The organism is Oceanibacterium hippocampi (assembly GCF_900172325.1).
GTDB lineage: Bacteria > Pseudomonadota > Alphaproteobacteria > Sneathiellales > Sneathiellaceae > Oceanibacterium > Oceanibacterium hippocampi.
In genome coordinates, this window is the sequence record NZ_FWFR01000001.1 from 1,727,372 (window position 1) to 1,749,815 (window position 22,444).

24 protein-coding genes are annotated in these 22,444 nt (G+C 69.3%); 12 read left to right on the plus strand and 12 right to left on the minus strand.

The window, feature by feature from the left end; genetic code table 11:
- Window positions 1–98 precede the first annotated feature (98 nt).
- Window positions 99–1,184: a metal-dependent hydrolase gene (locus OCH7691_RS08105; RefSeq protein ID WP_085882834.1), complete on the minus strand. Its 1,086-nt coding sequence runs from the start codon at window positions 1,182–1,184 to the stop codon at window positions 99–101.
- A gap of 130 nt (window positions 1,185–1,314) precedes the next feature.
- Between OCH7691_RS08105 and OCH7691_RS08110 the strand changes: the two genes are divergently transcribed.
- A complete protein-coding gene (locus tag OCH7691_RS08110) occupies window positions 1,315–1,851 on the plus strand; it encodes an ankyrin repeat domain-containing protein (RefSeq protein WP_085882835.1) in 537 nt (178 codons plus the stop codon).
- On the opposite strand, the gene OCH7691_RS08115 is transcribed toward OCH7691_RS08110, so the two are convergent.
- Window positions 1,841–2,854: an AraC family transcriptional regulator gene (locus OCH7691_RS08115; protein ID WP_085882836.1), complete on the minus strand. Its 1,014-nt coding sequence runs from the start codon at window positions 2,852–2,854 to the stop codon at window positions 1,841–1,843. The genes OCH7691_RS08110 and OCH7691_RS08115 overlap by 11 nt on opposite strands.
- A 77-nt stretch (window positions 2,855–2,931) precedes the next feature.
- On the opposite strand from OCH7691_RS08115, the gene OCH7691_RS08120 reads away from it, so the two are divergent.
- Window positions 2,932–3,300 carry a DsrE family protein gene (locus OCH7691_RS08120; RefSeq protein ID WP_085882837.1) on the plus strand — a complete coding sequence of 123 codons (369 nt, stop codon included), beginning with the start codon at window positions 2,932–2,934 and terminating at the stop codon, window positions 3,298–3,300.
- Here the strand turns inward: OCH7691_RS08120 and OCH7691_RS08125 are convergent.
- The 5 genes from OCH7691_RS08125 to OCH7691_RS08145 form a co-directional block, all read right to left on the minus strand.
- On the minus strand, window positions 3,297–4,223 hold the full coding sequence (locus tag OCH7691_RS08125) for a DMT family transporter (RefSeq protein WP_085882838.1): 927 nt from the start codon (window positions 4,221–4,223) through the stop codon (window positions 3,297–3,299). The two genes, OCH7691_RS08120 and OCH7691_RS08125, sit on opposite strands and share 4 nt — an antisense overlap.
- Entirely contained in the window at window positions 4,220–4,672 is a 453-nt protein-coding gene (locus OCH7691_RS08130) for a GNAT family N-acetyltransferase (RefSeq protein WP_085882839.1), read from the minus strand. Before OCH7691_RS08130 ends, OCH7691_RS08125 begins: the two co-directional genes overlap by 4 nt.
- Window positions 4,673–4,769: 97 nt before the next feature.
- Window positions 4,770–5,357: a LysM peptidoglycan-binding domain-containing protein gene (locus tag OCH7691_RS08135; protein ID WP_085882840.1), complete on the minus strand. Its 588-nt coding sequence runs from the start codon at window positions 5,355–5,357 to the stop codon at window positions 4,770–4,772.
- Window positions 5,341–5,616: a hypothetical protein gene (locus tag OCH7691_RS08140; protein ID WP_139839589.1), complete on the minus strand. Its 276-nt coding sequence runs from the start codon at window positions 5,614–5,616 to the stop codon at window positions 5,341–5,343. Before OCH7691_RS08140 ends, OCH7691_RS08135 begins: the two co-directional genes overlap by 17 nt.
- A gap of 89 nt (window positions 5,617–5,705) precedes the next feature.
- A complete protein-coding gene (locus OCH7691_RS08145; protein WP_176244968.1) occupies window positions 5,706–6,890 on the minus strand; it encodes a DUF3095 family protein in 1,185 nt (394 codons plus the stop codon).
- A 185-nt stretch (window positions 6,891–7,075) separates the two neighbouring features.
- Here OCH7691_RS08145 and OCH7691_RS08150 point away from each other — a divergent pair, with 185 nt between their 5' ends.
- The 6 genes from OCH7691_RS08150 (at window position 7,076) to OCH7691_RS08175 (ending at window position 11,770) form a co-directional block, all read left to right on the plus strand.
- On the plus strand, window positions 7,076–7,846 hold the full coding sequence (locus OCH7691_RS08150) for an ABC transporter ATP-binding protein (protein ID WP_085882843.1): 771 nt from the start codon (window positions 7,076–7,078) through the stop codon (window positions 7,844–7,846).
- 69 nt (window positions 7,847–7,915) lie between these two features.
- Window positions 7,916–8,713: an ABC transporter substrate-binding protein gene (locus tag OCH7691_RS08155; RefSeq protein ID WP_085882844.1), complete on the plus strand. Its 798-nt coding sequence runs from the start codon at window positions 7,916–7,918 to the stop codon at window positions 8,711–8,713.
- Between the two features lie 100 nt (window positions 8,714–8,813).
- The gene (locus OCH7691_RS08160; protein WP_085882845.1) at window positions 8,814–9,503 is read left to right on the plus strand and encodes an ABC transporter permease; all 690 of its coding nucleotides are present in this window, start codon (window positions 8,814–8,816) and stop codon (window positions 9,501–9,503) included.
- 3 nt (window positions 9,504–9,506) lie between these two features.
- Window positions 9,507–10,238, plus strand: coding sequence for an ABC transporter permease (locus OCH7691_RS08165; protein WP_085882846.1), 732 nt, complete (start codon window positions 9,507–9,509; stop codon window positions 10,236–10,238).
- 43 nt (window positions 10,239–10,281) lie between these two features.
- Complete coding sequence (locus OCH7691_RS08170) at window positions 10,282–10,941, plus strand: HupE/UreJ family protein (RefSeq protein ID WP_085882847.1); 660 nt, start codon at window positions 10,282–10,284, stop codon at window positions 10,939–10,941.
- A 31-nt stretch (window positions 10,942–10,972) separates the two neighbouring features.
- A complete protein-coding gene (locus tag OCH7691_RS08175; protein ID WP_085882848.1) occupies window positions 10,973–11,770 on the plus strand; it encodes an enoyl-CoA hydratase/isomerase family protein in 798 nt (265 codons plus the stop codon).
- A gap of 18 nt (window positions 11,771–11,788) precedes the next feature.
- On the opposite strand, the gene lhpI is transcribed toward OCH7691_RS08175, so the two are convergent.
- Complete coding sequence (gene lhpI, locus OCH7691_RS08180; RefSeq protein ID WP_085882850.1) at window positions 11,789–13,462, minus strand: cis-3-hydroxy-L-proline dehydratase; 1,674 nt, start codon at window positions 13,460–13,462, stop codon at window positions 11,789–11,791.
- A gap of 268 nt (window positions 13,463–13,730) precedes the next feature.
- On the opposite strand from lhpI, the gene OCH7691_RS08185 reads away from it, so the two are divergent.
- Together OCH7691_RS08185 and OCH7691_RS08190 are read left to right on the plus strand one after the other, a co-directional pair.
- Window positions 13,731–14,579, plus strand: a complete 849-nt coding sequence (locus OCH7691_RS08185) for a mechanosensitive ion channel family protein (RefSeq protein WP_085882851.1) — start codon at window positions 13,731–13,733, stop codon at window positions 14,577–14,579.
- Window positions 14,580–14,696: 117 nt separating this feature from the next.
- Complete coding sequence (locus OCH7691_RS08190) at window positions 14,697–15,869, plus strand: ATP-binding protein (RefSeq protein WP_085882852.1); 1,173 nt, start codon at window positions 14,697–14,699, stop codon at window positions 15,867–15,869.
- 21 nt (window positions 15,870–15,890) lie between these two features.
- On the opposite strand, the gene pdeM is transcribed toward OCH7691_RS08190, so the two are convergent.
- Together pdeM and OCH7691_RS08200 are read right to left on the minus strand one after the other, a co-directional pair.
- Window positions 15,891–16,553, minus strand: a complete 663-nt coding sequence (pdeM, locus tag OCH7691_RS08195; RefSeq protein ID WP_085882854.1) for a ligase-associated DNA damage response endonuclease PdeM — start codon at window positions 16,551–16,553, stop codon at window positions 15,891–15,893.
- Window positions 16,554–16,583: 30 nt separating this feature from the next.
- On the minus strand, window positions 16,584–19,073 hold the full coding sequence (locus OCH7691_RS08200; RefSeq protein WP_085883565.1) for a ligase-associated DNA damage response DEXH box helicase: 2,490 nt from the start codon (window positions 19,071–19,073) through the stop codon (window positions 16,584–16,586).
- Between the two features lie 99 nt (window positions 19,074–19,172).
- On the opposite strand from OCH7691_RS08200, the gene OCH7691_RS08205 reads away from it, so the two are divergent.
- Window positions 19,173–19,907 carry a 2OG-Fe(II) oxygenase gene (locus OCH7691_RS08205; protein WP_085882855.1) on the plus strand — a complete coding sequence of 245 codons (735 nt, stop codon included), beginning with the start codon at window positions 19,173–19,175 and terminating at the stop codon, window positions 19,905–19,907.
- A 150-nt stretch (window positions 19,908–20,057) separates the two neighbouring features.
- The gene (locus OCH7691_RS08210; protein ID WP_085882856.1) at window positions 20,058–21,257 is read left to right on the plus strand and encodes an MFS transporter; all 1,200 of its coding nucleotides are present in this window, start codon (window positions 20,058–20,060) and stop codon (window positions 21,255–21,257) included.
- A gap of 15 nt (window positions 21,258–21,272) precedes the next feature.
- Here the strand turns inward: OCH7691_RS08210 and OCH7691_RS08215 are convergent, their stop codons facing one another.
- Window positions 21,273–21,716, minus strand: coding sequence for a DMT family transporter (locus tag OCH7691_RS08215; protein WP_085882857.1), 444 nt, complete (start codon window positions 21,714–21,716; stop codon window positions 21,273–21,275).
- 105 nt (window positions 21,717–21,821) lie between these two features.
- The gene (locus OCH7691_RS23225; protein ID WP_085882859.1) at window positions 21,822–22,403 is read right to left on the minus strand and encodes a MarR family winged helix-turn-helix transcriptional regulator; all 582 of its coding nucleotides are present in this window, start codon (window positions 22,401–22,403) and stop codon (window positions 21,822–21,824) included.
- Window positions 22,404–22,444: the final 41 nt, after the last annotated feature.

A 22,444-nucleotide genomic window follows, 5' to 3' on the forward strand; every position in this document is an offset into this window, starting at 1 on the left:
CAGCGCCAGCGCGCCCGCGACCGGATTTCGGTACGATCAGTCCAGAACAATAGGCGGGGCCACGGGAGCGATCAAGCTGCCGCGCGCGATCCACCGGCTCAGCAGCCCTGCGGGGCCGTTTCGGGCGCCTGTGCGATCCGGGTCGCGGCGCCGACCGCGCCGTCCTCGCCCGGCCGGGGCCGGATGTCGCCGGCGATGCCGGCGGCGAGCCATTCCCAGTCGCCGGCGGCGGCGCGTTCGGTCTGCGGCATGCGCACCGGCGGGATCTCGACCGCCGCGCCGCTCCCGCCGACCTCGGCTACCGCGAAGCGGAAGACATAGGCCGGCGTCAGGCCCATGCGGAGATCGGAGAGCACCAGGTAGCGGCCTTCCAGGTCGACCCGGTAGAAGCCGTGCGCAAAGGCGGCGAGGGTCGCGGCGGCCGGCAGCCGTTCGATGCAGGTGCCGCCCGGCGGCAGGCGGCGGTGGGCATGCAGCGCCGGCGGCGCGTTGCCGAAGACCGGGAGGTAGAGGTTGTAATAGCGGTCGCCGTCGATGGCGATTGCCCGCCACAGCAGGGTGTTGAACGGCATCGCGGTCGCCATCAGCCGCTCCGGCGTGACCCCGTGCGCATCGAGCGCCGTCCGCGCCCGCTCGGTGACCAGGCGCTGCTCGACGATCGCCCAGCCCTGGTAGGCGGTCGAGAGCACGAGCGCGGCGGTCACGGCGCGGGCCAGCCGGGGCGTCCAGCCGCCCACGAACAGGGCCCATACGGTCACGACCAGCAGCGGCAGGGTGTAGAGCGGATCGATGATGAAGACCGAGCCGAGCCCGAAGGGTGTCTCGACCAGCGGCCAGAGCAGGCGGGTGCCGTAGATCGTCAGCCCGTCGAGCAGGGCGTGTGTCGCGAAGACCAGATAGACGGCGATCCAGGTGCGGGAACGCTCGCCCTTCAGGCCGTCGAATAGGCGGACCAGCGGTTCGGCGACGACCGGCGTGGCGAGCGCCTGGACGAGCAGCGAATGGGTGGCGCTCCGGTGCAGGGTGAAGCTCGCGACCGGGTCGGCGAAGGGATAGAGCACGTCGAGGTCGGGCAGGGTTCCGAGCACGCCGCCGATCAGTGCCGCCTTGCGCGCGCCCGTCTTCGGACCGAGGCAGGCGACCGCGACGCCGGCGCCGAGGACGAACTGGGTCAGTGAATCCATCTGCGCGGGTCGCTCCGTCCTGCGGGTTGGTCATCGTCGGGAACCGACCGGGAACAGGTAGAGCCTCGCGCGCCCGCCGCCAAGGCTTCGGGGAAGCATTTCCTTAAGAAAGTTCCGGAATAGTCCTCCGATGGGCACAAGCGGACGACAGGACTGGCCGGACTTCCGGGCCGTCGACAAGGCTTTCGCCGAGGGCGACATGACGGCTCTCCTGCAGGCGCTGGGCGAGCCTGGCGACTTTCCGCGCGCCCCCGTGGCGCTCGGCCCGGGGCTTGGCGAGAATCCGCTGGAGTACGCGATCTACTGGAGCCCGGTCGCCTTCGTGGCCGAACTGCTCGAACGTGGCGCCGATCCGTCGCGGCCGGATCCGGCCGGCTTCCCGCCGGTGATCGCGGCGCTGTCGAGCGAGCGCCCGGAGCGGCTGAAGATCATCGCCCTGCTGCTCGAGCACGGCGCCGATGTCGCCCAGCGCGGCATCAACGACTGGACGCCGCTGCATTACGCGGTCGCCCAGGGCGATCTCGCCGGGGCGGCCCTGCTGCTCGAACACGGCGCCGATCCGGGCTTGCGCACGCGCATCGACCATTGCACCAGCGCGCTCGAGGATGCCGAGGCGGCCGGCTTCGAGGAAGCCGCGGCGTTGCTGCGGGGTGCGCTCAGTCGCTGAGCGCGGCCGCGCCGGAACGTGACCGCCTCGCGCCCCGGCGCCATTCCGCGGGCGGCATGCCGAAATGCCGCGAGAAGGCCCGGCTGAAGGCGGCCTCGGTGCCGTATCCCGCATCCAGCCCGATGGCGACCGTCGGCCGCTCCGTCGTTCGCAGGTCGACGCTGGCCAGATAGAGCCGCCAGTCGCGCAGGTAGCGGATCGGCGAGGTGCCGAGGACCGCCTCGAAGCGCTCGGCCAGCGTGCTCCGAGACAGGCCGGACTCGCGGGCCAGCGAGGCCAGCGTCCAGTCGCGGACCGGTTCGCCGTGGAGCAGGGTCAGGCAGCGCCCGAGCGCCGGATCGGCGATCGCGGCGAGCCAGCCGGTTTCCGCCGGCGTGGCCTGCAGGAACTGCCGGCGCAGCAGCTCCAGGAAGGCGACCTCGGTCAGCCGCTCGAGGACCGACGTGCCGCCCTGTTGCGGACAGTCGACCTCCTCGATGATCTGCGCGATCGTCGCGGCCAGCCAGTCGGCCCGGTCGGCGCCCGCCGTCCGCACATGGATGAAGCGGGGCAGAAGGCTCTTGAAGGGCCGGAAGTTCATCGCCTCGCACTGGACGTAGCCACACAGGATCCTGGTCTGCTCCGGCTCGTCGCCGTAGCGGAGGATCGGGATCTCGCGCCAGGGCGCCGGCGGCAGGTCGTTGCCGGGGTCGATCAGGCGCCCGCCGGTTCCGGCGCCGATCATGTGCGGCGAACCGAAGGGGAAGGCGGCGATATCGCCCTTGCCCAGGTCGGTCTGCTCGCCATCGAGATTCACCCAGCATGTCCCCGCCGCGACGATGTGAAAACCCATCGCGTCGCGCGGCTTGTACGGCGCCGGCGTGGCGTCCGTGGTCCAGTTGCCGCTGGGCATGAAGCAATATTGCATGGAGCCGGAGATGCGGATTCGCCGCAGCGCCCCCGAGAGGAGATCGCCTGTCGCGACGCCGTTCGGCGGCGGATTCCTGGTCAATTTTTCCGGCATTCCGGCCAAAGACGCTCTGCTGCCCGCGGAGTGAGAATGCGCCTGCGAATTCACGACAAGTGAGCAGGGAGATTATCATGAACGCCGGTACCGACAAACTCGTGATCCTGGTGACCAGGGGGATCGATTCCGAGCTCTCCTCGGTCGCCTTCACCATCGCCAACGGCGGGCTGACGGCCGGTCTCAAGGTCAGCATGTTCCTGACCAGCACCGCCATCGACCTTGTCCGGAAACGCGGTCACGACCTGACCCAGGTGGCGCCCCTCGACCCGCTGCGGGACCTGATTACCGACTTTCTCAAGCGCGGCGGCGTGATCTGGGCCTGCCCGCCCTGCGTCAAGTCGCGGGGCTACGAGCAGTCGGACCTGATCGACGGGGTCGAGGTCATCGGCGCCAGCGCGCTCCACGGCGAGATCAAGAAGGGCGCGGCGACGCTGTCGTTCTAGGATCTGGGTGGCGGGACGGCGCGGGACGCCGCCCCGGCTCTCGACCGGCCGGGGTCGATCAGGGCCAGCGCGACCGAGCCGATGACAAGGGCGAGCGCGCCCAGCTTGGTCGCGGTCAGCGGGTCGCCGAGCAGGAGCGCCGACGACAGCACGCCCACGACCGGGATCAGCAGCGTGCCGATGGCGGCGACCGAGGCCGGCAGGCGGCCGAGCAGGATCACCCATGCGGCGTAACAGATCACCATCGGCAGCGCCAGGTGGTAGAGCAACACGAGCAGCACCGTCGGTGACGGCGAGGCGAGCGCCCAGGGCGTTTCCAGCAGCAGCGCTGCGAACAGGGCCGGCGGCGCCGAGACGCCGACGATCCAGGTCGTGAGGGCAAGCGGCCCGAGGCTCCAGCGCCGCGACTTGAGCGCGACCGTGCCGGCCGCCCAGGAGAGCGCGGCGCCGAGCATGATGAGCGGGCCGGCCGGGTTATGGAGGAAATTCTCCATATCGCCGCCGACAAGCAGCGCAAGCCCGCCGAGGCCGAGCGGGATCGCCACCATGCGAGCCGGTGTGATCCGTTCGGACAGGACGGCGGCCGACAGCAGGGCCGCCCAGAGCGGCATGGTGAAGGCGATGATCGCCGCCTTGGAGGTCTCGGTGACGAGCTGGCCGAAGGCGGTCAGCACGTTGAAGCCGAACACCGACAGCAGGCCGGCGAGGATCAGCCGCGGCGCCTCGGCCCGGTTCGGCAGCAATCGCTCGCCGCGGGCGAGCGCCAGCGCGGCGAGGACCGGCGCGGCAACGGTGAAGGCGATGGCCCGCAGCGTGAAGGGCGGGATCTCGCCCAGGATGACCTTCACCGCCGGCCAGTTGAGGCCCCAGAACACCCCCAGCAGGACGATCAGCGCCAGGTCGCGCCCGGCGACCCCCCTCAAACCGTCATCTCGTAGACATTCCAGATCGCCTTCTTCGCGACCCTGTCATAGAGGCTGCGGGCGCGGTAATTGTCGTCGGCGGTGAGCCAGCGGACGACGCCCCAGCCGCGCGCCTTCGCCGTCGCCCGCAGGTGATCGAACAGCGCGTCGGCGGCGCCGCTGCCGCGTGCTTCCGGCGTGACGAACAGGTCGTCGAGGAATCCGACGTCGGTGCCGCGAAGCGGGCTCGGCATGCGCCGGTAGTGCGCGAGCCCGACCGGCCGGCCGTCGCGCAGGGCAACGACGCCTTCGACCTCGTGCGCCGGATCGTGGATCCAGCCCCAGACGGCCTCGGCGATCGCGTCCGTCATCTCGCGCTTGTAGAAGGTCGCGTAGCCGTCATAGAGCGTCCGCCAGCCTACCTTCAGCGCCGCGTCCGGCTGTACGATCTCGATTCCCGACGATGCCATGGCCCCCTCCCTCGCTTGCCGTGCTTGTCTGGAGGGGAGCATTGCCCGCCCGCCCGCCCGGGTAAAGGGGCGAATGCGCGGTCATCCTGCCCGCAGGTCAGGGCAGCAGTACGGGAGTCCGCGCCGCGAGTTGCGCGGGCAGGGCCGGGTTGAGCGCCATCAACTGGTCGAGCGACGCACCCGAACGGGCGGCGACGTCGGCAAGACTGCCGCCGTTCTGCACGACATAGACATGGTCGCCCTCGGCGAAGGCGGGCGCCAGCACCGGCATCGGACCTGCATTGCGGACATAGAACCAGCCGTCACCCCAGCAGGCGATATCCTTCACCGTCGCCGTCGCGCCGGCCGAGGCGAAACGATCCTCGAAACTGCGGCACATCGTGCCCTCGATCCTGGCGGTGCCGAGTATGGTGATCGTCCCTGCCACATCGGCGGCGGACCATTGCCGGGCCCCGCCATTCGGGCCCTCGAGAGACAGGTGTAGGGCGCGGGCATGGGCGGCGCGCACCGGCGCCGCGGCCGTCGTCCAGGCAATCCGGTCGGGCGGGAAGGGGGCATGTGCGGCTTGCCCGGCCTGCCGGGCGCCATTGCCGGCAGCGCATGCGGCCAGCGCCAGGATCGACAGGGCCGTGGCTGCTTTCGCAAGGCGGTCCGGCAGCGCGGGGCTTTCAGAGGCCGAGCGCATCTTGCGCCATCATTTCCGCGATCGCATGTGGGGTGCGCGTGCGATCCCGGGTCCACTCCTCGAATTCCTTCTTGGTCGGAATTTCGGATCTGGGCTCTTTGTCGGCCTGGTTGGGCTCCGGGGCGAACGGCCCCGGGTACGGGATCGCTTCCTCTGGATCCCTGCCGCCGCCGTCGCCGCCGGCTTGTGCCGCACCACCTAGCGCGAGGACGGTGATCAAGGCGAGCATGCTCGGAAAAGCAGAAATACGGAAACGCATGGCAAGTGCCTCCGCTCGGTCTGCATATGCTTTAATATTAGTATGAAAGAATATACATGATCAAGCGGATTGCGATCGTTCGCGGCGGCTCAGCCGTTCCGCATGCCGGCCTTCAGCATGCCGGCGGCCGAGGCGTAGCCGCCGCCGGCGCCGTCGACGAAATGCATGTGGTCGGGGGCGAGCGCCGACGGCACGATGCAGGTCATCAGGGCCTCGTCCTGGGTATGCATGCCGTAACGGACGAGACCTTCGCCGGCGGCTTCGTCGAGCAAGGTGCGGAGCCGTTCGACCGCTTCCGCCGGGCAGTCCACGGTCATCATCAGGCCGTCGTCGAACTTCCGGAAGTCGGTATTTGCCGCGACCTCGCGCCGGTAGCGCATGGCGTCGAATGAACCGAGACGCATGCCGAACTTCAGGATCATCCAGATCGGCACGGTGGCGAAAAAGACATAGATCTGCCGCCACCAGAGCGGCCAGCCACTCCGCGCGATCCGGGCCTGGAAGCCGTTGGCGAGCAGCGGCCAGCGTACCGGCGGCCCGCCCGGCGGCACCGGGCTGACCGACCCGGTTTCCTCGAGGATCGTCACCGCGGCCGAGGCCACCTCGGCGAAACGCGCGTCGTCGGCCCCTGGCAGCTTCTTGACGATCAGCGACAGGATGGTGCCGCGCCGGGGCAGGATCGCACCCCATTGGCAGGACAGTCCGGTCAGGTCGGGGTCCCGGTCCGCCGAGGCGGCGGCGATCACGTTCTCGCCGGCCCGCATCCGCGCTTCCGCCCATTCGATGCCGCCGCCGGCGAACATCGCGTAGCGGATGTTCGGCGAGGCCTGCCAGTAGGCGGCGCGGACATCGTGTCCGGCGGCGCGGACCTCGGCGACGGTCGTCATGCCGGCTCGCAATTCGAGCCCGAGATCGCGCTGTGCCCAGCCCGCGGCGCGGGAAAGCGCGTCGCGGGCCGCCGCGGCTTTCGCCGGCGGGACAACGAAATGGGCGCCGTCGCCCTCGAACACGAACAGCGGCAGTACCCCGCCCAGGGCGTTCGACACGGCGCTGATCGTGCCCGCGCCGGCCAGGTTGACCGCCTTGTAGCGTCCATCGGCGATCGCGCCGGTGGAATTGACCACATCCGACAGCCCGATTTCCCAGTCGTCGGGCAACGGCATGTAATGCGACGCGTCGGCGACGTCGGCGAAGCGGTTCAGCACCGGCACGCCATCCGACCAGTCGCCGGCGCCCAGCGGGCGGTCACTCTCCACGTGCGGTTCGGCCGTCATTCTCGATCTCTCCAGCGTTCGCCCTTTCCGTGATACGGGGCGACGATCATTTTGGACGACCAGCATATGTCATTCCCGGTCCGCCGGACATGCGCGAGTTGGCCCCGGCGGCCGACTTGCCAGCCCTCGGAAACGTCGCTAACGTCGATGCGGGGAGACAACAAAGAACAACCGACGGGAGAGGCATGGGCGCGGAAACGGTAGCCCTCGAGGTACGTGACCTGCACAAGAGCTTCGGTTCGATGGAGGTGCTGAAGGGCGTCTCGCTGACCGCCCGGGAAGGCGACGTCATCTCGATGCTCGGCTCTTCCGGCTCGGGAAAATCGACCTTCCTCCGCTGCATCAATCTCCTGGAGATTCCCAACGCCGGCGAAGTCCGGGTCGGTGGCGAGCTCATCAGGATGCGCCCGAAGAACGGCCGGCAGGAGCCCGCCGACCGCCGGCAGGTCGATCGCATCCGGGCCTCGCTCGGCATGGTGTTCCAGCAGTTCAATCTCTGGTCGCACATGACCGTCCTCGGCAACGTGATGGAGGCGCCGGTCCACGTGTTGAAGCACCCGAGGGCGGAAGCCGAGGCCCGGGCGCGCGAGATTCTCGAGAAGGTCGGGCTCGGCGATCGGATGGACTATTACCCGTCGCACCTGTCCGGCGGCCAGCAGCAGCGGGCGGCGATCGCCCGCGCGCTTGCCATGGAGCCGAAGGTCATGCTCTTCGACGAGCCGACCTCGGCGCTCGATCCGGAACTGGTCGGCGAGGTCCTGCGGGTGATCCGCGAACTGGCCGACGAGGGCCGAACGATGATCGTCGTCACCCACGAGGTCGGCTTTGCCCGCGAGGTGTCGTCGAACGTGATCTTCCTCCACGAGGGGATGATCGAGGAGGAGGGGCCGCCGGCGGAAGTCTTCACCCGCCAGAAATCGGAGCGGTTCCGCCAGTTTCTTGCCAGCAACCTCTGAGACTGGCGAGGGGAGGCGGAGCATGTCCCGAGCGGCCAACGAAGATGTGACAACAGGGAGAAGGTAGCAATGCGGAAACTTTCCTTAGCCGTCGCCGCTGTGGCCGCGATCGGCGTTCTGGCGACGTCCGCCCTGGCGGCCGACATGCAGAAGGTGCGGATCGGCACGGAGGGTGCCTATCCGCCTTTCAACTACATCGATTCCGACGGCAAACTGGTCGGCTTCGATATCGATATCGCGAAGGCGCTCTGCGTCGCCGCGAAATTCGACTGCGAGTTCGTCGTGCAGGACTGGGACGGCATCATTCCCGGCCTGATCGCCAAGAAGTACGACGCCATCATCGCCTCGATGTCGATCACCGAGGAGCGCAAGGAGAAGGTCGACTTCACCGGCAAGTATTATTCGACGCCGGCCAAGTTCGTCGGCGCCAAGTCGATGAAGGTGGACATTCCGGAGGGCACCGACGCCGGCAACAAGGCGCTCGCCGGCAAGGCGATCGGCGTGCAGCGGGCGACCATCCACGAGAATTTCCTGCGCGACAATTTCCCCGACGCGGACATCAAGGTCTATGCGACCCAGGACGAGGCCAACCTCGATCTGGCGAACGGCCGGCTCGATCTCGTGATGGCGGATTCCATGGCGCTCAAGGAAGGCCTGCTGAACACCGAGGACGGCAAGGACTTCGAGTTCAAGGGCCCTGACTACAACGAGCCGAAATGGCACGGACTGGGGGCCGGCATCGCCATCCGCAAGGGCGAGGACGCGCTTCGCGAGAGCCTCGACAAGGCGATCGCCACGATCCGCGCGGACGGTACCTACCAGAAGATCAACGACAAGTACTTCGACTTCGACGTTTACGGCAAGTAGGCCGGCGACCGGCTGATCGGGACGCCCCCGGCCGGCAATGGCGCCGGCCGGGGGTTCCTTGTCGATAGTCACCGGCCGGCGGCGACAGGCGGATACGGGTATGTTCGATCTTCAGGGCTACGGCTGGATGCTGTGGGACGGGTTGCAGATGACCCTGCTCGTCGGCCTCTGCTCGCTCGTTCTGGCGATCCTGATGGGGCTGATCGGGGCCTGGGGAAAGTTGTCCGAGAACCGCGTCGCCCGCGCCGCCGCCGCCACCTACACGACGGTCATCCGGGGCATTCCGGAACTGCTGCTGCTGCTGATCATCTTCTACGGCACGCCGACCCTGATCCAGGGCATCGCCGAGGATCTCGGCTACGACATCATCGTCGATTTCAATCCCTTCATCGCCGGCGTGCTGACCATCGGCTTCATCTACGGCGCCTTTGCCACGGAGGTCTTCCGCGGCGCCTTCATCGCCGTGCCGCCGGGCCAGATGGAGGCCGCGCGCGCCATCGGCATGAGTTCCGTGCTGGCCTTCCGCCGGGTCATGCTGCCGCAGATCTGGCGTTTCGCGCTGCCCGGGCTCGGCAATATCTGGATGGTGCTGATCAAGGCGACGGCGCTGATCTCGGTGATCCAGCTCGAGGAGCTGATGCGCAAGTCGTTCATCGCCATGGGGGCGACCAAGCTGCCCTTCACCTTCTTCTTCACCGCCGCGCTCATGTATCTCGCGATTACCGTCATCTCGATGCTCGGCCAGCAGCGTATCGAGCGCTGGGCCAATCGCGGCATCCGGAGGGCCTGAGCGATGGACTTCCAGATCATCGTCGACAGCTTCCCGAAACTCCTTGAGGGGATGGCGTTGACGATCGAGATCACCGGGCTCGCGCTGATCATGGGTTTCGCGCTGGCGGTGCCGCTGGCCCTCCTCAGGCTCTCGCCCAACCCGCTCGTCTGGCCGCCGGTCTATGCCTTCGTCCTGTTCTTCCGCGGCACGCCGCTGCTCGTCCAGATCTTCCTGGTCTATTACGGCGCCGGCCAGTTCCGCCCGCTGCTGCAGGAGTACGGTCTCTGGGCCTATTTCCGGGAAGCCTATTTCTGCGCCGTTCTCACGCTCACGCTGAACACCGCCGCCTACACGACCGAGATCTTCCGCGGCGCCATCCAGGCGGTGCCGCACGGCGAGGTCGAGGCGGCGCGGGCCTGCGGCATGTCGGGCTGGCTGCTCAACCGCCGGATCGTGCTGCCGAAGGCGCTTCGCCTGGCGCTGCCGGCCTATTCGAACGAGGTCGTCTTCCTGTTCCAGTCGACCTCGCTGGTCTCGATCATCACCCTGATGGACCTGACCGGCGTGGCCCGGGTGATCGTCGCCCGGAGCTTCGACGTCTACGAGATCTACATCACCGCCGGGCTGATGTACCTGGCCGTCACCTACGGCATCCTCGGGATCTTCAGGCAGGTCGAGTTCCGCCTGTCCGGCCATACCCGGGAACGGCCGGACGGGGACGCCACGGCCGACCCGCTGAAGCCGTTCGGCTGAACTGACACCATGACCGCCCCGTTCGCGGACCAGGAGACATGACATGAAGAAATACCTCGCCGGGCTTGTCGCGCTGGGCGTTCTCGTATCAGCACCCGCCCTGGCCCACCATCCGCTCGGCGGCATGCCGATGACCACCTTCGGCCATGGCCTGCTGTCCGGCGTCGGCCATCCGCTGCTCGGCTTCGATCACCTGTTCTTCGTCGTCGCCGTCGGCATCGCCGCGCTTTTCACCGGGCGCCGGCTACTCGCCCCGCTTGCCTTCGTGGCCGGCATGCTGGGCGGCGTCCTGCTGATCGTCGGCGGCGTCGCGCTGCCGGCCGTCGAGGCGGTGATCGCCCTCTCGCTGCTGCTGATCGGCGGCCTGCTGGCGCGCGGCAAGGCGCTCGGCCTACCGCTCGCCGCCGTGCTTTTCGCCGGCCTCGGCCTGTTCCACGGCTGGGCCTTCGGCGAGACCATCGCGGGCCAGGAGGGCGGCGCGCCGCTCGCCGTCACGATCGGCTATCTGGTCGGCCTTGCGGCGATCCAGTGGGTCATCGCGGTTGCCGCCGGCTTCGCGGTCGGGACGCTCGGCCGGGCGACCAGCGCCGCGGCGCTGCCGGCCCGCCTGTCCGGCGCGATGGTCGCCGGGGCGGGCGCCTTCCTGCTGCTCGAGACCTTCGAGGGCGTGCTGTTCGCTACCATGGGCGTGGTCGCCGGCTGATCCGGACGGGCGGAAAGCGGAGGCGGGGTCGATGACACAGCTTGAAATCGCGGTCGACGGCGGCATCGCCCTTGTCACCTTCGCCAGCCTGCCCGGCGGCTTCATGAACGACGACACGGCCGCCGAACTAAACGGCTATCTCGACCGGGCCGAGGGCGACGGCGCGATCCGCGCGACGATCTTCACCGGCGGCGAGCCCGGCGTCTTCATCCGCCATTTCGACGTCGCTACGCTGGAAGCGCGCGGTCGCGCCATGGCCGCCCGGGGGCTCCGCTTCGATCCCGCCCGGCCGGTCCCGGAATCGCCCTATCTCGCCGCCCTCCGGCGCATCGAGGAATCGCCCAGGCCCTTCGTCGCGGCGATCAATGGCGTGGCGATGGGCGGCGGTTTCGAACTGGCGCTCGCCTGCGACATCCGGCTCGCAAGGACCGGCGACTATCCGCTCGGCCTGCCGGAAATCAATATCGGCCTGCTGCCCGGCGCCGGCGGCACCCAGCGCCTGACCCGGCTGATCGGCGAGGCGAAGGCGCTGGAACTTCTGCTCCAGGGTCGCACCTTCGGGCCGGAGGAGGCACGGGGCCTCGGACTGGTCTCGGAATGCGTCGCCGGCGACGTCGTCGGCCGGGCCCGCGAAATCGCCGGCAGGCTCGCCGGCCAGCATCCGAAGGCGCTGGCGCATATCAAGCGGCTGGTGCGCGGTGTCCAGGGCCGCCCGGCGGCGGACGGCCTCGCCGATGAGCGCACGCTGTTCTGCGACCTGATGGTGGATGCGGATTCCATCGCGCTGATGGCCGACTTCAACGCCGGAAAGCGCGGCATCCGGGACTGACGGCGTTCGCCGGGTGCCCTACCCGAGCCATGCTGGCGGATGCGCCGGCGCGCGCCCGGAGAGCGCGGTTCCGACGCAGTCCGAAAGGCTGCCGAAGCGCACCTCGCGGCCGCAGAGCCCCGGCGCGTAGTGGGCGTATTTGCCGGAGTTGGTCATCAGCACCCGCGTCGCCGGCGGGAACACCGGCTCGGTGATCGAGCACCAGCAGAGGTCGGAGACGACCCGCACCCCCGCCGCCTCGAGCCGTGCGAGCACGCCGTCCGCGCGGATGGCCGCGAGCGTGCCCGGCCCCACGGTCGCGAGAACCGCCGTTTCCGGGTGTCGTTTCCGCCCCTCCAGCAAGTCCGCCAGGCGGCTGCATTCGGCGGCCGAGAAATGCGGGCTCCCGAAGGCCACGAGGTCGACCGTCGCGTCGCCCGCATTGAACTGCCACCAGACATCCGCGAGTTCTTCCCGCCCGACGCGAATCCTGTCGGCGTCCGGGGCGACCCGGCCCGCTTCCGGGGTGTGTCCCGCCACGTGCAGCATCGGCGCGGCCGAGCTCGTGCCGAAGGCCGCGCACAGGGCCTTCAGGTCGTCCTCGCCCGGCGCCGTCGCCTCCAGTCCGACCAGCAGCGGGATGCGGTCGGGCGACAGCCTGCCCGCGAGATAACCCAGCAGGGGCCAGAGAGCGTCGTCATATCGGGCCGGCAGCGCCACCTCGATCACGCGGCGCGCGGCTCGTTCGGCGTCGAGATAGACGCCCGACAGGGGCGCCCGCCCGGTCATCGCGATGCACAGGTCGAGAAAATCGGGATGCTTGACGCTGCGGGCGCCGATCACGCTGTTGGCATAGATTACCGCGTTCGATTCCGCCCAGGCGATGTATTCGCCCCGCTTGGGCCGGTCATCGAGCTGGTACGGCGCGCAGGTGAAGATCGGTTGCGCGCCCATCGCGACATAGGCGTCGGCAAGCCGGGCCGCCGGCCCGCCGAAGCCGGGCGGCACGCCCTGTGTCTCCCAGTTGGCGCGATCGACCGAGATCGCGTTCATCGTCGTCGGGACCCGCACCCTGGCCCCCATGTCGCGCATCGCCTCGGCGAAGCGCAGGTTGGCGGGGCCGGCGTAGATGCAGCCGTCGATATGGGCGCGCGTCACGTCCACGAGCCCTGTCGCGCCTTGCCCGAGGGCCATGGTGCAGATGGTCTCCATGGCAAAGCGCAACGCCTTGCCCTTCCCGCCGTCGAGCATTGCGCGGTCGGCGGCGTCGAGTTCCAGCCCCTCGAGCGCGGCTGGCGCGAGCGGAAGCGACCACGTCCCGGCCACCAGTCTGGTATCCTCGATCCGTGCCGTCGTGGTCCGGCAGAGCGTATCGTATGCGGGCCCCTCCAGCCGCAGCACCGGCAGGGGGCAGTCGAACATCCGCCCCGCGAGCAGCGCGCCCAGGGTCAGGACGTCCTCGGCCTCGCGGAAGACCAAAGCGGCGGGAGCGTGACCGTTGAGCGCCAGTTCCAGAAGCACGCCGCTGCCGCTGCAGGAGCCGCGGCTTGTCGGCATCGCGACGATCTGTCCGGCGAGACTCTCGCCATGCTGGGGATGATGCGCGTCGACGATCCGCCCCGAGGCCGGATCGACCCCGCCCCAGAAACTGAGCCCCTCCGTAAGCGCGAGGACCGGCGCTTCGGCGCGGCCGGCGATGATGATCCTTGCCATGCCCCTCCTTTCCGATCCTGTGACGGTCCTGGCAGCCGGCTTTGCTCGTCCGGGGTTTCGACCTGCTGCGATTTCAGCACGTTCGCCTTGCTCTTCCAATTGTCTTCCAGTGGCCGCCTTGACGAGACATGCCCGACGGATCACCCCGCTGGAGAGGATCGAAGGGATGCCGGGCGCAAGGCTGGACCCCGGCCGCTGCATCGGGCACTAGTTGACGGGGCGGGGCGACGGCTTGCGGTCGGACCCCGGAAGCACGAGGCGGCAGGCGATGTTCGATTTCCTCTACCTTCACCTCGATACCCTCGAGCGGCTGGCATTGGTCGCGATCGTCGTCGCCGGCGCCCATCTCGCCGTCCGCATGGTGCGCGGGGCCAGCGAGCGGCTCATGGCGCGCAGCCTCGACCGCTCCTACTCCAAGGCCCGGACGGTCAACAGCCTGGCGACCAGCATCCTCGTTTTCTGTCTCTATTTCGGCGCGCTTGGCTGGGGGCTGAGCGAGCTCGGCGTTCCGCTGACCGCCTATTTCGCCAGCGCCTCGATCATCGGGCTCGCGGTCGCCTTCGGCTCGCAGGGCATCGTGCAGGACGTGATGACCGGCCTCACGGTGCTGCTCTCCGGCCAGTTCGACGTCGGCGACATGGTGCAGATCGGCGACCAGGCGGGCATCGTTCAGAAGATCGGCATGCGTTTCACCGTGCTGCAGAACGCCATGGGCGCCCAGGTCATCATCCCGAACCGCTCGATCGGCAACGTCACCAACTACCCGCGCGGCTATGTGCGTATCGCCGCCGATGTCACCCTGCCGGCGGCGCCGGAGCGCGCGGCCGAGGCCGAGGCCGTGACGCGTGCCGTGACCGCCTCGGTGAGCGAGCAGTTCGCCGGCATCTTCCGGGCGCCGTCGGAATTCGTCGGCCGGTTCACGACCTCCTCGGGCCGGACCTATTTCCGCGTCAAGTTCCGCATCTGGCCTGGCAGGGGCGGACCGGTCGAGACCGCCTTCAAGCAGGAACTCATGCAGGCGCTGAAGAAGATCGACCCGGATTACGCCGACTGGATGGTGAGCGTGACCTACGAGGTCGAGAAGCCGTTGCCACCGACGCGGAAGGGAAGAAGGTAGGGCCAGGCGCAAGCGCTTCCGGAACGCGATGGCGGACGGGTAGACGCTCGCGCGTGTGGCGCCGGCTTCCGACGTATAATCCTTGCAAAATTAAAACATTTCTTTGAATATGCATGGATGATACGTCGCCGTCAAACCTCGCTCGTCCGCGAAGCCCTCCGCCGCCAGGCGGCCGTCGCGCTCATCGGGCCGCGCCAGGTCGGCAAGACGACCCTGGCCCATGAGATCGCCGAGGGCCAAGGGTCGCTCTATCTCGACCTGGAAGCCGCGGCGGATCGCGACAAGCTGGCCGACCCGGCGCTGTTCCTCGGCGCATACGAGGATCGGCTCGTGATCCTCGACGAGATTCACCGGGTGCCTGAGCTGTTCCAGGAATTGCGCGGGTTGATCGACCGGGGACGCCGCCACGGCAGAAGGACCGGGCGTTTCCTTCTCCTCGGTTCCGCCTCGATGGAGTTGCTCCGGCAGTCCGGCGAGAGCCTGGCGGGCCGCATCGAATATGTCGAGATGAACCCGCTCGATGTCATGGAGGCCGCGCCGGATTCCGCGAGCCTCAGGACCTTGTGGATCCGAGGCGGCTTCCCGGACAGCGCCCTGGCGGCAACCGATGTCGACAGCCTGACGTTTCGCCAGAACTTCATCCGTACCTATCTGGAGCGTGATGTCCCGCAATTCGGTCGCCGCATCCCGGCCGAAACGCTCAGGCGTCTCTGGACCATGCTGGCGCACGGGCAGGGATCGCTCCTCAACGCATCCCGGCTTGCCAGCGGGCTGTCGGTCACTTCGCCGACCGTGACTGCCTACATCGACTTGCTGGTCGACCTGCTCCTGGTCCGCCGGCTGCGGCCGTTTCACGCGAACGTGGGCAAGCGCCTGGTCAAGTCGCCGAAGATATACGTGCGGGACAGCGGGCTGGTGCATGCCCTGCTGGGCATTGCGGACTACAACGCGCTGGCCGGGCATCCGGTGGTCGGGCCGAGCTGGGAGGGCTTCGTGATCGAGAACCTGCTGGCCGTCGCTCCGCCCCGGACGGAGGCGAGCTTCTACAGGACGTCCGCCGGCGCGGAAATCGACCTGCTGCTTGAGCTCCCGGGCGATAGCGGCCTCTGGGCCGTCGAGATCAAGCGCGGCCTGTCGGCGAAACCGGGAAAGGGCTTCCACAACGCTCGCCAGGATCTCGCGCCGGCCCGCTGCTTCGTCGTCCACGGGGGCGAGGAGCGCTATCCGCTTGCCCCGGACGTCGAGGCTATCGGACTGCGGGAGATGATGCGGCTGGTCGCCGACCTCTGACCGGCCACTTCCGCTGCGTGCTCAGCCCGAGAGCCTCGTCGAGGCGACAGCGCGGAGGCGGTCGCCGAGCATCCAGGCGTGGAACGGCCCGGGAAACAGTCCGGCGAAGGCCCGGTCGAGCACGTTGAGGCCGCCGGTATAGGCGCCGAAGGCGGGCATCACGAGGCGCCGGCCGTCGGTCGCGAAACAGGCCCGCGTCACCCGGCGCCCGCGCACGCTGACCGCGGCCTTCGGATGCAGGTGACCGGCGACCTCGCCGGCTTCCGCGTCAGCGCGGGGTTCGTGGCGGAAATGCAGGCCGCCGAAATGGACTTCCGGCGCCGCCCGGCCGCCGAGATCGCGGGGCGGCTCCGGGTCGTGGTTGCCGGTGATCCAGACCCAGTCGGTCACCGCGGTGAGGGCCCGGATGCGGGCGCGTTCCTCGCCGTCCAGGGTCGCCGGACCCTGTTCGTCGTGAAAACTGTCGCCGAGCGCGATCAGCGTGGTCGGGCCGAGGGCCGCCACCAGCGCCTCGATCCGGGCCAGCGTCTCCCGCGTGTCGAAGGGCGGCAGCGGGCCGTGGCCGCGCCGGGCGAGCGCCGTCCCCTTCTCGAAATGCAGGTCCGAGACGACGAGCAGGCGGGCGGCGGGCCACCAGAGCGCGCCGTTCGGCTGACCCTCCAGCCTCTCCCCGTTGACGATCATGCTGTCATCCCGTTCACCTTTCCCGGATCCTTAGAGAAGCCGTGTCGCCTCGGCAATCAGATCGTCGGCGACCTCGTCGATCAGCGCGTCCTGGGCGGCGCCATGAACCGGTTCGCGGCCGATCTCCAGCATCACCGGCACGGCCAGCGGCGAGACCCGGTCGAGGCGGCGGGTGACGATATGGCCGCGGATGCGGCGCAGCATCTCGGCCAGCCGGGCGATGTCCAGCAGCCCGCGCGCGGCGTCGGCCCGGGTCGCCTCGAGCAGCACGTGGTCGGGCTCGTGGCTCCTGAGCACGTCGTAGATCAGGTCCGACGACACGGTGAGCTGGCGGCCCGACTTCTCGGCGCCCGGGTGGCGCCGCTCGATCAGGCCGGCGATCAGCGCGACATTGCGGAAGGTGCGCTTCATCAGGCTCGATTCGGCGAGCCAGGCCTCGAGGTCGTCGCCCAGCATGTCCTCGTCGAACAGCGCCGGGATGTCGTGGGGCTCGCGCAGGGACCAGACGGCAAGCGCATATTCGCTGGCGACGAAGCCGAGCGGCTGGAAGCCGGCCCGCTCCATGCGCCGGGTCAGCAGCATGCCGAGGGTCTGGTGCGCCAGCCGGCCCTCGAACGGATAGGCGACCATGTAATGCTTCCTGCCGCGCGGGAAGGTCTCGACCAGCAGCTCGCCGGCGCGCGGCAGGATCGAGCGCCATGCCTGGATGCGAAGCCATTCGGCGACCTGCTTCGGGAGACCGCGATGCTGTCCGGGCTCGGCGATCATCCGCCGCACGCGCTCGGCCAGGAAGGTCGAGAGCGGGAACTTGCCGCCCATGTAGGAGGGGATCTTCGGATCCTCCGAACGGCTCCGCGAGACGATCGCCGACAGTTCGCGCAGACCCTCGAAGCGCAGCACCTCGCCGGCGAACAGGAAGGTGTCGCCGATGGCCAGCTGCTCGATGAAGCCTTCCTCGATCTCGCCCAGCACCCGGCCGCGGCCGAGCCGGACCTTCAGCATCGGCGCCTCGATGATGGTGCCGACATTCATCCGGTACTGGCGCGCGGCGGTCGGCGTGGCGATCCGGTAGAGTCCGTCCCTGTTGCGGCGCAGCCGGTGATACTGCGGGTAGGCCTTGAGCGCGTAGCCGCCGGTGGTGACGAAATCGAGCACCCGGTCGAAGGTCTCGCGCGGCAGATCGCGGTAGGGCGCGGCGCTCCGCACTTCGGCGAACGCGGCGTCGGCGGTGAAGGGCTCGGCGCAACCTAGCCCCTGGAGATGCTGGGCCAGCACGTCGAGGCCGCCCGGCGGCGGTTCCTCGCCGTCGAGCGCGCGTTCGGCGACCGCCTCGACCGCAGCCTCGCACTCCAGCACCTCGAAGCGGTTCGAGGGCACGAGGATCGCCCGGCTCGGCTCGTCGAGCCGATGGTTGGCGCGGCCGATCCGCTGCAGGGTGCGGGCGATCCCCTTCGGCGCGCCGAGCTGCACGACCAGGTCGACGTCGCCCCAGTCGATGCCCAGATCGAGCGTCGAGGTGCAGACCACGGCGCGCAACTTGCCGGCGACCATCGCCGCCTCGACCTTGCGGCGTTGCTCCGGCGCCAGCGAGCCGTGATGCAGCGCGATCGGCAGGTTGTCGTCGTTGAGCCGCCAGAGGGTCTGGAATACGAACTCGGCCTGGCTGCGGGTATTGACGAAGACCAGTGCCGTTCGGGCTTTCGCGATCGCCGCTAGGACCTCGGCCAGCGCGTGCCGCGTCGAATGCCCGGCCCAGGGAATGCGCGCGCCGGAATCGTGCACCGTGACCTCGGGCAGCACGCCGTCGGCGCCGCGCACCAGCACCGCCTCGCCACCCGGGACCAGCGCCTGGCGCGCGGCGTCCGGGTCGGCGACGGTCGCCGACAGGCCGATGATCCTGAGCCCGGGCGCCAGCCTGACCAGCCGGGCGAGGCCCAGCATCATCAGGTCGCCGCGCTTGCTGCCCCGTAGCGCGTGGAACTCGTCGATGATCACCGTGTCGAGGGCGGCGAAGAAACGCCGCGAATCGCGGTAGGCGACCATCAGCGCGAGCTGCTCCGGCGTGGTCAACAGGATGTCCGGCGGGTTGACGAACTGGCGCTGTCGCTTGGACGCCTTGGTGTCGCCGCTCCGCGTCTCGATGGTGATGTCGAGCGCCATCTCTCGAACCGGATCCTCGAGGTTCCGGGCGACATCGACGGCGAGCGCCTTGAGCGGCGAGAGATAGAGGGTATGGAGCCGGCGCGGCGCCGTCCCGGCCTTCGCCCGCCCGTCGCGCCGGCTGAGCGCGACCAGCGACGGCAGGAAGCCGGCCAGCGTCTTGCCACCGCCGGTCGGTGCGATCAGCAGGGCCGAGCGCCCGGCGGCCATGACATCCAGCAGCGCCGCCTGGTGGTCGCGGATGCGCCAGCCGCGCCCGGCGAACCAGTCGGCGAAGCGGGGCGGCAGGATGGCGGGCGGGCGACCGCGATCCTGCGGGACCGGTTGCGTTGGCGTAAAGGGTGCGGGATCTTCCATCATGAAGGGTGCGACGGGTTCGACGACAGGGAACGGATAGCGGACACCGGCATGTTCGATTAACAAAAACGCACGGCACCTGTTCGAAAAGCATAGGCCAACGTGAACAAACAGCAAACAGATAGCGTCCCGGACAGTTCGGCCCTTGCGGCCGGCGACCTGGCCGCGCGCGTCGAGACCGCGATCGGCGAACGCGGCGCGGCGCTCGTCCCGGCCATGCTGGATTCCACGACCTGCCGGGATATCGTCGGCCTCTACGGGGACGATGCCCGCTTCCGCAGTCGCATCGAGATGGCCCGGCATGCCTACGGGCTCGGCGACTACGCCTATTTCGACTATCCGTTGCCGCCGGTCGTGGCGGCGCTGCGGACCCGGCTCTACGCCGCGCTCGTCCCGGTCGCCAACCGCATGATGGCCGCCCTCGGGCGGGAGACCCGCTATCCCGACCGGCTCGAGGACTTCCTCGAACGCTGTCACGCGGCCGGGCAGGCGCGGCCGACGCCGCTGGTCCTGCATTACCGGACAGGTGGCCACAACCGGCTGCATCGCGATCTCTACGGTCCGACCGTCTTTCCGCTTCAGGCGGTCATCATGCTGTCGGCGCCGGAGACGGATTTCACCGGCGGCGAATTCGTGCTGGTCGAGAACCGGCCGCGCCAGCAGGCGCTCTGCAGCGTCTGGCAGCCGGGCCAGGGCGACATGATCGTCTTCCCGGTCGCCGACCGGCCGGTGCCGGGCAAGCGCGGGATGATGACCGCGTCCATGCGGCACGGGGTCAGCCCCCTGAAATCCGGCGAGCGCTGGACGCTCGGGATCATCCTGCACGACGCCGCCTGAGGCCGCCGGAAGCCGGCGACAACGCCGTGGCTTGCCCCGTCCGGGGCGGCGGGGCAAGATCGACCTCCCTGCACGCAATATCGTCTGGCCAGCTTGTCCTCTTTTCCGTCCGACCCCGATCCGGGCGCCCCGCGCGGGTTGCTTCTCCGGATGTTCGCCATCTTCGCCATGCTCTATGCCTTCGGCCAGTTCCAGCGCTATTCGGGCGGTGTGCTGATGCCCGAGCTGGTGCGCGATTTCGCGCTCACGCCGGGCCAGGTCGGGGCGATCGGCGCGGCGCTGTTCTTCTCCGCCGCCTGCGTCCAGCTCCCGGTCGGCGTGTTGCTCGACCGCTACGGCGCGCGCCGCACGATGCCCGCCGTGACGCTGTTCGGCGTTGCCGGGATCGTCGTCTTCTCTTTCGCCGGCAGTTTCACGACGCTCCTGCTCGGCCGCCTGATGATGGGGCTCGGCTTCTCCGCCGTGATGATGTCGGCGCTGGTCATCCTCGCCCGCTGGACGCCGCGCGCCCGCTTCGCCACCGTCTGGTCGCGGCTGCTCGCCATCGGCAATATCGGCGGCATCATGGCGACCGCGCCGCTTGCCGCCGCGATCGCCGGGATCGGCTGGCCGACCGCGATGCTCGGGACCGGCGTCGCGGCGCTGGCGATCATCGCCTATGGCAGCTGGGTGATCCGCGACGCGCCGCCCGGCTATGTCCCGGCGGCGGCCGGCCCGGCCAGCCTCGGCGAGGCGGTGCAGGGCCTCGTGCAGATCCTGAAATCCCGACCGTTCCAGCGCATCCTGGCGATGGGGCTGGTCGCCTATGCGCCCTCGATGACCCTGATCGGCCTGTGGGCCGGACCCTACCTGGCCGACGTGCACGGTCTCGACCGGGTCGAACGTGGCCATGTCCTGTTCCTGATGGCGGTCGCCTCGCCCTTCGGCATTCTCGCCTTCGGGCCGCTCGACCGGCTGTTCGGCAGCCGCAAGCGTGTCGTGATCGGTGGTGCGCTGGCCTCGGCCGGTTGCTTCGCGCTGCTCGCATTGCTCGACGCGCCGCCGCTCGCCGTCGCCGTCGGGCTGTTCGTCGCGGCGACCTTCCTGCAGGGCTACCAGGTGCCGCTCGCGGCCCATTGCCGGGCGAGCTTCGCCGACCACCAGGTGGGCCGGGCCTCGACCGCGCTCAACCTGACGGCGATCATGGGCGTTGCCCTGATGCAGGTGATCGCGAGCCTCGTGATCGACGGGATGGCCGGGCCGGGCGGCCCGGAGGAGGGTGCCTACCAGGCGGCCTTCGCCGTCGTCGCGTCGCTGATCCTGGCCGCCATGCTGGTCTATCGGCGGGCCGACGACATTCCGCCGGAATAGGCCGGGACGCCGGTCTCAGCCGAGGCGGACCAGCAGGACGCCGCCCAGCAGCATCATCGCGCCGAGCAGGCGGAGCGGCGTGATCGCCTGTTCCGCGTAACCGACAAGGCCGAAATGATCGAGCAGTAGCGAGATCGTGAGCTGTCCGGCGATGATGCAGCCGATCATGGTGGCGGCGCCGAGCTTCGGCGCGGTCGCGGTGAACGAGACCACGAAGAAGGCGCCGAGGGCCCCGCCGACCCAGGCCCAGAGCGGCACGCTCGCCATCTCCGGCAGGCGGGGCCAGCGCGTGCCGGTCGCCAGGTTGTAGGCAAGCAGGACGAGGGTGCCGACGAGGAACGAGACGAAGGCGGCAACCAGCGGCCCGCCGACCGAGCGCGACAGCACGGCGTTGAGGCCGGCCTGAACCGGGATCGCGGCGCCGGCGGCGAACGCCCAGGCCATGAAAGCGACATCCATCGGGGAGACTCCGGGAGCGATTTGCTGACCGACCGGTCAGGTTCCACCGCAGCATAGCCGCATCGGCCGGGCTTCGGCCAGTCCGGGCTTGCCGGCGGTCAGCGTTCAGTCAGCGCGGAAATTGGCGCACAGGCCGCGCTGGTCCTCGGCGTCGACGATCTCGCCGGTCGCCTCGCAGAAGCCGCCGAGGGTGCGGTCGTCGGTGACCGCGCAGGCGCCGAACTTGGCGCAGTCGTCGCAGAGCCCGAAGCGGCGGTCCTCGCCGATCCGGAGCAGGCCGTCGAGCAGGCGGTCGAGGCCGTCGGCGAGCAGCGCCGCGGTCAGCGGGTCGAGCGATTCGGCGGCGCGGAGAATCTCGCCGAGCGGATCGCGGTCGAGCAGGGCGCGGCCCTGGTCGGTCAGTTCGAGTTCGATCACGCGGCGGTCGCGGGCGCACTGGACCCGGTGCAAAAGTCCTTTGCCTTCGAGCGCGATCACCGTCTGCGAGGCCGTTCCCTTGGTCGTCCCGAGATAGGCGGCGAGCGCCCCGGGGCTGCGCGAAAAGCGGTTGGCCCGGCCCAGATACCGCAAGGCTTCCCATTGCGCCGGGTTCAGGCCGGCACCGAATTGGCGTTCCCGCGCGAGACGGCTCAGGCGCCCGATCCGGGCGACAATATTCTCGGCGTGGCCAGACGCTGCATCTGTCATAGGGATAAAATAGCGACTCGATAATACTGTTGCAACGTCCA